Here is an 8985-nt window from a genome sequence, read left to right on the forward strand (position 1 = left end):
GGGTAGAGACGGCAAACCACGATGATGCGATTTGACGAGAGCAGCGCGACCTGGGTGTTCGCGCAACAAGGTGTGTCGCGCCTACTGGTGGCGTTCAAGTTCTTTCTTTTGGCACGCTTGTTGGGGCCGGAGTCGATCGGTCTGATTGCCGCGGCCCTGATGGCTCTGTCGATTGCGGAATCTCTCACCGAAATGGGATTGAGTCATGCGCTGATCCAGCAACGTGAGTTGCTGGATCAGCGCAGCCTGGATGCATTGTGGACGGCAAATGCAGTGCGGGGCACGATCCTCTCAGTCGTGTTGTTCGTGACTTCGGCGCCGATCGCGCGACTGATGAGCATTCCGGAGAGCACGACGCTGTTGCAACTTGTCGCGCTGGTGCCGTTTGCGCGGTGCATGGCAAGCATGCGCGTTGCGATCGCCCAACGCGAAAGACGGTTTCGCACGGTCGCGCTGTTGACGACGACATTCGTCGTCGTTGACTTCGTGATGTCCTGTGTTGCGGCATTCGCCTATCACGACGTGGTATGGGTGCTTGCGGCGCTTCCGCTGGCCGAGTTACTGAAGGCTATCGCGTCGCATGTCGTGTTTTCCACACGACCGCGTCTGAACTTCGACACGGCGCCGCTTGGCGAGGTCATGGGGTTTGGCCGCTGGGTCTGGGCGAGCAGCTTGTTGACAATGGTCGTCAACCAACTTGATCGGCTTATCACGGTCAAGACCTTTGGCGTACAGACTCTGGGTCTATACCAGACGGCGAGTCGCCTTGCCCAATTTGGCGTGGCCGATTTCGGAATTGCACTTAACCAGTACCTGTTTCCGAACTTTGCCGAATTGGCCCGGAGAGATAAAGAGCATGCGGTAAGGTATGCATTGGCCCTGTTTAGCCATCTGGGCGCGATCGGCTTGGTGCTTGCGACATTCCTTTGCGTGGCGGCGCCGGACATCGTCAGTTTGACTCTCGGCAGCCAGTGGAGCGGCGCCGTGCCATTTTTCCGGATCTTTGTCTATTTGATGGCGGTGGGCGTGCTCGTCGGTCTGCTCAACGCATATCTTCGTGGAACGGGGCGGCCGAGTCGGGTCACGGTTGCCACATCGATACAACTGGTCGTGTTGCTAGGTCTATCTGCTATTGCAGTACCTTTGCTTGGTGCGATTGGTGTCGCACTTGCGTCTGCTATTTCGGTTTTTGTCTGCTGCTTGATCATGCTTCGGGAAATGATTACCGACGCGCGTGGCGAATTACGGGAGTTGTGGCCGCTCGCTACAATCGGAGTACCGATTTCAGGGTTGATTATATTGCTCGGATATCTGTTGTCGGAGATCCCGTACCATGTGGTACCGATCGGATTCTTGAGCGCTGCCGCAATCGTTTTGCCCCTGCAAAAATTGCGGGCAGGCTTTTCGCTGTCTGCTTGAGGAGACTCGGCCATGCGAATTCTCCATATTGTTTTGACGCCACGGCATTCAGGCGCGGAAGTCCTTGCGTGCAGCTTGGCGGACGCACACGCCGGGCATGGCGCAGTCACGGGCATCGCGGCGTTAAATCCGGCCGATCCGGATTTCGAGAAAATTATTGATCCGCTTGTACAACGGGGTGTCTGGTACACGAGCCCGCAACATGTGTCTGGACGTCTAGAGCGATTGCACTTGATCAACCGCGCATACCGCGAATTCCAGCCGGACATTGTCGTCGCGCATTCAGTGATCCCGGCCGCGTATGCCCGGGCGGTGGCGAGATTGTCGGGCGCTTCCATTCCGGTAGTCAGCGTGCTGCACTCTGCGACGAACGACGACTATTCGAATGCAGGATTGCGTACTTCAGAATATCTGTTGCGCTTTGCGGCGGCGGCGGTTGTAACCGTGACCGACACTGCTCGCGACAACTACAGAAAGCGATTCGGTAGCGTGGGCCGGCTCGAGACGATCCCGAACGGTACGCAGATTGATCGTTTTCGTTTCAATCCGGCCGAGCGCTACAGGCTGCGCCGTGCCTTGCAGGCGGGTGAGAAACAGATAGTTCTGTTGCAAGTCGGTCGCGTTGCGCGAGTGAAGGGGCAAGTGTCCAGCGTACTTGCGCTCAAGCGGCTCGTGGACGCTGGCCACGATGTCGTGCTTTGGTTCGCCGGCCTGACGGAGACCGAGGAGTATCGCCAGGAAGTGGTCGACACAATCGCCGAACTGAGTCTCGAGCACCATGTCTTGTGGCTGGGCAGCCGGTCGGACGTGCCTTCGCTTCTGTCCGCGGCGGATGTCTACCTGATGCCCTCGCTGCGCGAGGCACACAGCGTTGCAATGATCGAGGCGCTAGCCAGCAGCATTCCGGTCGTCGCGTCGAATATCGATGCGTTTGCGAAGCTGAACGGGTTTGAAGGAATCCGATGTGTTCCTGTGTCGGACAGCGTGAGTTACGCGGCGGCGATCGAATCATTCATCACGCATCAGACGCGGTTCAAGCGGGATCTCAGCGCTTTTTCCGTTAAACGTGTAGCCGAACGGTATTTTGATCTTTTCAAGCAGATCTTGATGCGTAATGACTTCAGGACAGAACGTGCGTAGGGGAACGGAATGGCGACATTGATGATTGTCGAACCTGACGCGACCGGTCACCGTATGGTGCTGTACGTTCGCTTGATCGTGGCTGAGGCGCTTGCCCGTGGACTGAAGGTCGTTATGCTGACCAGCACCGAAGCTACGCGTCACGACGCATGCAAAGCGCTGTTGTCTGAATTCGGCGACCGGTTGAAGATCGCAACGATGCCAGACGTGCCGCCAGCGGGGACGGGCCGGTTCGAGTTGTTCCGCTTGCAGTACCGATGGATTCGTGCATTTGAGGCGGGCTATCGAACCGTGTCCGGGTACGAGAAGATTGATTTCGTATATGTGCCTTTCTTCAACAACATCGATAAGGTGATCGGCTGGTTTGGATCACCATTCGGCGATACGCCGTTCGGCGGGATGTTGTTGGCTGCAAAGTTTCATCATGCGGCGTCCGGTATTATCGGCGAGCACGGCAAGCAGGATAATGTTAACAAGTTCTTTTTTGACCGTGCGCTCAAGACGCGAAATCTTGCCGTGCTGACATCGATCGACGAGCCGCTAGCCGAATTTGTCGGCCGAACGATGAAGCGCCATTCCGCTAAGGTTCGCTACGTTCCCGACGTGTCCTTCATCAGGCAACCCGCAGAACGATCGGCGGCGCGTTTGATTCACGGCCTCTCGCCCAGCGATTTCGTGATCTTGCTGTATGGCTCGGTTAGCCCTCGCAAAGGGCTTGCGAAGCTGTTGAAGTTGTTTGACGCACCAGATCTGCCGTCGCATTTCCGTTTGCTGATGATGGGCGCACAGAATGCGGAAGCGAAGCGGATGATCGCCGAGTATCTTGAGCGTCGGCCGGAGCGGAAACACCAGGTTATTTCTGTCGATCGCTTCGTGACGGATCTTGAGGAAGGGCAGGCCTTCGCCTGCGCAGACGTGGCGTGGTTGTGCTACGAGAACTTCAGTGGAATGAGCGGTGTGTTGATTCAGTCGGCGCAGGCTGGCGTGCCGGTTGTGACGGCAGGCTACGGACTAATTGAACACTATCGAGAGCGCTACTTGCTAGGCGTTCGTTGGAACGATTTTGTCACGGATGGACCGGGCGAGGTGCGTTTCAATTGGTCAAGCCTTATCGACAGCGTGGCCGCGATGAGCGGATCGGGGCGGCTGCGTGCGTTCGCGATGGCACATACGCCGGAGGCTTTTGGACGCAACGTCGTTAATGCGATTGCTACATCGCAGAGCTGGACCTTCGACGAAGTGGATTGTTGGGTTTCGTGAGTCGAGTTGATCATTTGGACGGGACAGTGACGAACCACAAAACATCGAATCGGAGTGGTAACGGCGCGGGCACCGCCACTCAGTTTGCGTTGAAGCATACGGTCTATTACGTGCAACCGTTGATTGCCCGATATCGGGTTGAGGTTATCGTGGCGCTCAGACAACGCTTCAACGTGAAGGTCTTCGCGAGTTCCGTCGGGGTCGAGTCGCGAGGGTTTTCGCGCGAACGTCCCGAATGCGAAGAGTTCGTCGAAACGCCGATCAACAATGTGTTTCGCAAGCGCGTCAAAATCCAGACAAGAGTCGTGCCGCGCATCATGCGCGAGCGGCCGGCAGCTGTGTTCATCTTCGCCGATGTGACTTACGTTTCGTTGTGGCTGGCATTGGTCGTTGGTCGTCTGACGCGCGTTCCGATGGTGATTCACGGACAAGGACTTTACCGTTACGAGAAACCTGGCCTGTTGCGTACCCTTTGTTATCGCGCCGCGGTCGCACTTTCCTCACGTTACGTCTGCTACGCGGAGGTATCGAAGCGTTCACTCGAGCGCATTGGTTGTCCGCCATCGAAGCTTACCGTCGCGAGCAATTCGCTCATGGTCGAACGGACGGTCTCGCCGTCGGAGAAGACTGGTACCGAACACGGCGTGCTGTTCGTCGGGAGGTTGCGCGAGGGCTGCAACGTAGAAATCCTGATCCAGGCCGTGGAAGCGCTCGTGAGCGAGGGACATTGTATTGTGCTGCATGTCGTTGGTGACGGCGAGCAACGAGCCCGCCTGCAGGACAAGTATGCGGGGAGAGCTCACGTGATCTGGCACGGAGGGATTTTCGATGACGGCGAGATCGCCGCGATCAGCAGAAAGTGCCGAATTGGCTGCTATCCGGGCGCTGCCGGCTTAAGCGTCGTGCATATGTTCGGCCTCAGTCTGCCGCCCCTGGTGCATGACCGGCTGCCGATGCACATGGGCCCTGAGCCGGAAAATGTGGAGCCCTTCGAGACCGGATTTCTCTATGCTCAGGACGGCGGGGCGGATGCGTTGGCAGCGGCTTTGACCGAGATCTGGAATTTGCCGCCGGAGATCGTTCGCAACACGGCTTCGCGTGCGTTTGCGAAATATCATCAGCTCAACTCGCCGAGTTTGGGCCAGAGACTGGCGGATATCGTTGATAGAGTAATCGAAGCATGACGCACGACACCGAGACAGAGTATTCCGATCGCCTTGGCGATCGATCGACCTATCAGGATTTGAGTCGCTTTGCTGTACCGAGCGGCTTCCGAGGACGCAGCATGGTGATCGTTCAACTCTGGTGGATCTGCCAGTCGATCCTGTTTCGGGCATCACCGCAATTCATGTATGGCTGGCGGCGATTCCTATTGCGTTTATTCGGCGCGCGAGTCGGGAAGGGCGTGCTGGTCCGACCGACGACCGTGGTGACGTACCCATGGAAAGTAACGCTAGGCGATCACAGCTGGATCGGGGACGATGCGGTGCTATACAGCTTGGGTCCGATCGAGGTCGGTGCGCACGCGGTTGTCTCGCAGCGCTCGTATTTGTGTGCTGGTGATCACGATCCTACTCGTGTTGACTTCGCAATCCGCAGCCGATCGATCCGCATCGAGGAACAGGCGTGGATAGCCTCGGATGTATTCGTCGCCCCAGGTGTGACTGTCGGCCGCGGCGCTATCGTTGGCGCACGAAGCTCGGTGTTTTCGGATATGGACGAAGGGATGATTTGCGTCGGAACCCCTTGTCGACCGGTCAGGCGCAGGGTGTCGCGATGATCGCTTGATAGATGATTCGAATTCCGCATTGGGGTCGAACGTATCGAAATTGTTGATATAAAGGTGCCTTGTGAAAAGTATGGGGTTAACAGTCAAAGCAATCGGCGAACGCGCGCCAGTTGCGAATGTTGCCGTTGTAACCTCGTCAGTGTCACGCAATGCCGGCGGCTTGTTCGATGCAGTTAGGGGGTTGGTTCTGCAGTTGCCCGACGCGGGGATCTCGCCGCATGTTTTTGGCTTGGAAGATAACCACACACTGGAGGATCGTGCGGAGTGGGGCGCGATTCCGCTGACTACCTCGAAGCCTCTGGGACCGAAATCCATAGGTTTTGCTCCCGCGATGCGTCAGGCCCTGTTGAGTTCCGGAGCGGAACTCGTGCATACGCACGGCATCTGGATGCACCCATCGGCGGATGTTGTTGCGTGGCGGCGCAGATACGGCAAGCCGTACCTGATCTCGCCGCACGGAATGCTGGATCGCTGGATTCTGAATCGCTCCAAGATCAAGAAGTGGATCGCGTTGACCGGTTATGAACGCGCGCATTTACGGGGCGCTGCTTGCTTTCATGCACTGAGTTTGGAGGAGGCGCGCGGCATTCGCGCAGCCGGGTTCGAACAGCCGATCGCGATCATACCGAACGGTGTGCATATGCCCCAGACGGAGGTGCGAACGAAGCCGTCGTGGTGGAGCGATAACCTTGAGGGCAAACGGTTGTTGTTGTATTTCGGGCGCTTGCATCCAAAGAAGGGCTTGGACAATCTTTTGCTCGCGTGGAAAGCGACGTTTCAGGATGGAACGCTGGACCCGCGCCTGGTGCTGATTGTCGGCGGCTGGGGGGACCAGGCTTATATCGATCACTTGCATCAGATCGTCGAGGCACGGGGAGCGGATTACCAGGTTCGATTCATCGGGCCGCAATTCGGTGGGGCGAAACAGCAGACCTATGCGGCCTGTCACGGGTTGATCTTGCCGTCGTTCAGCGAGGGTCTGCCAATGGTCCCGCTGGAAGCATGGTCGCTAGGCGTGCCGTGCGCACTGACGGACGCATGCAATCTGCCGGAAGGATTTGATGCCGGGGCGGCGTTCAGAATCGGGGCGGATGTCGACAAGATCAAGCAGTTTCTGGTGAAGTTCGGCGCGGCGGATGAGAGAACACTGAGCGAGATTGGGGAGCGTGGACGCGTGATGGTCGCGGAGCACTTTATCTGGCGCAGCATCGCGGAACGGATGGCTGCAGTGTATCGCTGGTTGCTTGCGGAAGGGGAGAGGCCGGAGTGGGTGGTAGACGGGGCTGTTTAAGAATGTCTTCCGCCTGTCGGTCAGGTCGAATTCAGAGCGCAAACCACCGGTGCACCACACGCAGCGAAAAAAACGCAGGCAGGCGACGGATTCCGCCAAGATTTAGGCGGACACCGCCACCCATGATCGGACACCATGCCAGAATATGCCGCGTCGCCGCAACGGATGCTGTGCGGAATGCCTTTGAATAGTGAGTGACATGGTTCCACACCTAGGTGCCACTCGTCGATAGTGATCGAGCCCTAGCCTCACGCTAGATTACGCATTATCACACCCGTAAATTGTGCTTCGTACGGGCTGCCATCTCACGCAAGCGGAAATGTCGAAATAATCGGTTTATGAAAACCACGCTACATTGATCACCACTCCCATGTGGAAGAGATAATTCGGTTTACTTGCGGCGGAAAAACATGTACATATGTAAGAAAATTTTCTGCATTTTCCTAACGCTTGGAATTTTCTTGGCGAACGGTACAGCGGCCAACGCACAAAGTGGATCAAATAAAGGGCAAACGCGTCGCCAATGGAGAAATGTGGCAATGCCTGCGGGGACATTGACATCTTCGCAGTTGGGAACTGCACATGGAGTTGATGGTAGGTTGACAGGTGCCTCTGGCCGCAGTGATGGCAAAGCTCCGGCGAGCAGCGGTCAGGCACGGAACTTAATAAGTAACCCCCGGGTGTCCGCAAGCCCGCTGCTCGGCGCACCGAAAGGTTACGACGAGAGATATAGAGCGAATCTCGGAGAGGAACTTGGTGGAACGCAATTCGCTGACCAATCGCAAGGTTACAGTTACAGCCGAACACCGGTGGAGCGATTGCTTTCGCCGGAATCCGCCACGCGTGTTGCTAGCTACGCCGGGCAAAGTAATCAGGGAAAGGGCCTGGCGCGGAATAATGCGGCGGCCTCAGTGTCGTATCGCGCTTCGCACTCTGGTTCGCCTGACGGCGACCACGGTACGATTGGCAGAAGCGCTGTATACCGCTCGCCTTGGTGAATGAATCAAGTGATCGGCAGCACGGCTTAGTTGTGCGATTCGCAGACATCGTTTCACTTTCTTGAAGGCCGTTTCTTTGGCGCGTCGGAGCCCGTTGCGCCGGTAGGGGACACGGGTTTCGATGCGCGCCGATGATGTTCGCCGAGGATCTTGTCGACCCGCCCATTCGCGGTGCCGAATCGCTCTTTCCGCTTGTCGTACGCACTTTCCACCTCCTCCGCGAGGGGGGGCACCCAGCCCCGCAATGCGGTCAACAGGAGTCTTTCCACCGAGTGAGCCGTGAGGCCGACGCCAGTTGTAGTCGACTGCCACTCTTCGATTCGCAGGTCGATTGCCTGATCTGTCTGGGCATGGTGGGACCCAAACTCGTTCAGGTCAGTAAGCTGTGAACGTTCAACCTTGCCACCTCGATCTGCGCAACCCACACTCAGCGAGGCATTGCGATTGATCGCCCGCCTCGGTGGTTTCCTCGCTCGGAAGGGCGACGGCGAACCCGGCACGAAGACGATCTGGAAGGGACTCGCGAAGGTTCATCTCGCCTCGGAAACCATGCGTCTATTGCGCGAGGACGGCGACGCCGACACTTCTATATAACAACATGAGCAAAACCATGGATGGATCTGGAGCAGCCCCCTGAAACGCCGGACACAGTCACCCACTTACAATAACGGGTAGGCATACGACTGTGTTTTTGACTAACACCAAGCAAGAAGTGATGGAAGTATTGACGGGACCCGAGCGCCGGCGGCGGTGGTCGGTAGAAGAAAATGTGTCGATGGTCAGGGAGACCTTCGAGCCGGGCAAGACGGTTTCGATGGTGGCGCGCCTGTACGGCGTGAATCCGAATCAGCTGTTTCATTGGCGCAAGCTCTACCAAGACGGCAGCCTCTCGGCAGTCAGTGCTGGCGAAGAAGTTGTGCCGGCGTTGGAACTGAGCGATGCCCTCAAGCAAATCCGTGAGCTTCAGCGACTGCTCGGCAAAAAGACCATGGAAAACGAAATTCTTCGCGAGGCGGTGGAGGTGGCGAAGTCGCGAAAATGGATTGCGCGCTCACCCTCATTGCCGGGGGACGAGCAGTGAAGCAGGT

6 protein-coding genes and 3 pseudogenes are annotated in these 8985 nt (G+C 57.3%); 8 read left to right on the forward strand and 1 reads right to left on the reverse strand.

Annotated features, from left to right (window positions below; all coding sequences use genetic code 11):
- Nucleotides 1-21 precede the first annotated feature (21 nt).
- The 6 genes from NQV17_RS34110 to NQV17_RS34135 all read left to right on the forward strand — a co-directional run bounded on the left by NQV17_RS34110 (nt 22) and on the right by NQV17_RS34135 (nt 6899).
- On the forward strand, nt 22-1419 hold the full coding sequence (locus tag NQV17_RS34110) for an oligosaccharide flippase family protein (RefSeq protein WP_257775641.1): 1398 nt from the start codon (nt 22-24) through the stop codon (nt 1417-1419).
- 12 nt (nt 1420-1431) lie between these two features.
- Nucleotides 1432-2559 carry a glycosyltransferase family 4 protein gene (locus NQV17_RS34115; RefSeq protein ID WP_257775642.1) on the forward strand — a complete coding sequence of 376 codons (1128 nt, stop codon included), beginning with the start codon at nt 1432-1434 and terminating at the stop codon, nt 2557-2559.
- Nucleotides 2560-2568: 9 nt separating this feature from the next.
- Nucleotides 2569-3819: a hypothetical protein gene (locus tag NQV17_RS34120; RefSeq protein WP_257775643.1), complete on the forward strand. Its 1251-nt coding sequence runs from the start codon at nt 2569-2571 to the stop codon at nt 3817-3819.
- Between the two features lie 26 nt (nt 3820-3845).
- Nucleotides 3846-5003: a glycosyltransferase gene (locus NQV17_RS34125; RefSeq protein ID WP_257775644.1), complete on the forward strand. Its 1158-nt coding sequence runs from the start codon at nt 3846-3848 to the stop codon at nt 5001-5003.
- A complete protein-coding gene (locus tag NQV17_RS34130; protein WP_257775645.1) occupies nt 5000-5599 on the forward strand; it encodes a putative colanic acid biosynthesis acetyltransferase in 600 nt (199 codons plus the stop codon). The genes NQV17_RS34125 and NQV17_RS34130 overlap by 4 nt, the downstream gene beginning before the upstream one ends.
- Before the next feature lie 79 nt (nt 5600-5678).
- Nucleotides 5679-6899, forward strand: a complete 1221-nt coding sequence (locus NQV17_RS34135) for a glycosyltransferase (protein WP_257775646.1) — start codon at nt 5679-5681, stop codon at nt 6897-6899.
- Between the two features lie 1051 nt (nt 6900-7950).
- On the opposite strand, the pseudogene NQV17_RS34140 reads toward NQV17_RS34135, so the two are convergent.
- Nucleotides 7951-8301 (reverse strand): annotated as a pseudogene (locus NQV17_RS34140) (integrase core domain-containing protein); the annotation flags it as partial.
- A gap of 16 nt (nt 8302-8317) precedes the next feature.
- On the opposite strand from NQV17_RS34140, the pseudogene NQV17_RS34145 reads away from it, so the two are divergent.
- Nucleotides 8318-8491: pseudogene (locus tag NQV17_RS34145) on the forward strand (IS4 family transposase); the annotation flags it as partial.
- Between the two features lie 121 nt (nt 8492-8612).
- Nucleotides 8613-8985 (forward strand): annotated as a pseudogene (locus NQV17_RS34150) (transposase); the annotation flags it as partial.

This window comes from Burkholderia sp. SCN-KJ, assembly GCF_024656005.1.
In the GTDB taxonomy this organism is placed as follows: domain Bacteria; phylum Pseudomonadota; class Gammaproteobacteria; order Burkholderiales; family Burkholderiaceae; genus Burkholderia.

Bases quoted from the DNA above. Each gene is read 5' to 3' on its own strand.
- NQV17_RS34130 (WP_257775645.1), top strand. From the start codon at position 5,000: ATGACGCACGACACCGAGACAGAGTATTCCGATCGCCTTGGCGATCGA.
- NQV17_RS34120 (WP_257775643.1), top strand. From the start codon at position 2,569: ATGGCGACATTGATGATTGTCGAACCTGACGCGACCGGTCACCGTATG.
- NQV17_RS34110 (WP_257775641.1), top strand. From the start codon at position 22: ATGATGCGATTTGACGAGAGCAGCGCGACCTGGGTGTTCGCGCAACAA.
- NQV17_RS34115 (WP_257775642.1), top strand. From the start codon at position 1,432: ATGCGAATTCTCCATATTGTTTTGACGCCACGGCATTCAGGCGCGGAA.
- NQV17_RS34135 (WP_257775646.1), top strand. From the start codon at position 5,679: ATGGGGTTAACAGTCAAAGCAATCGGCGAACGCGCGCCAGTTGCGAAT.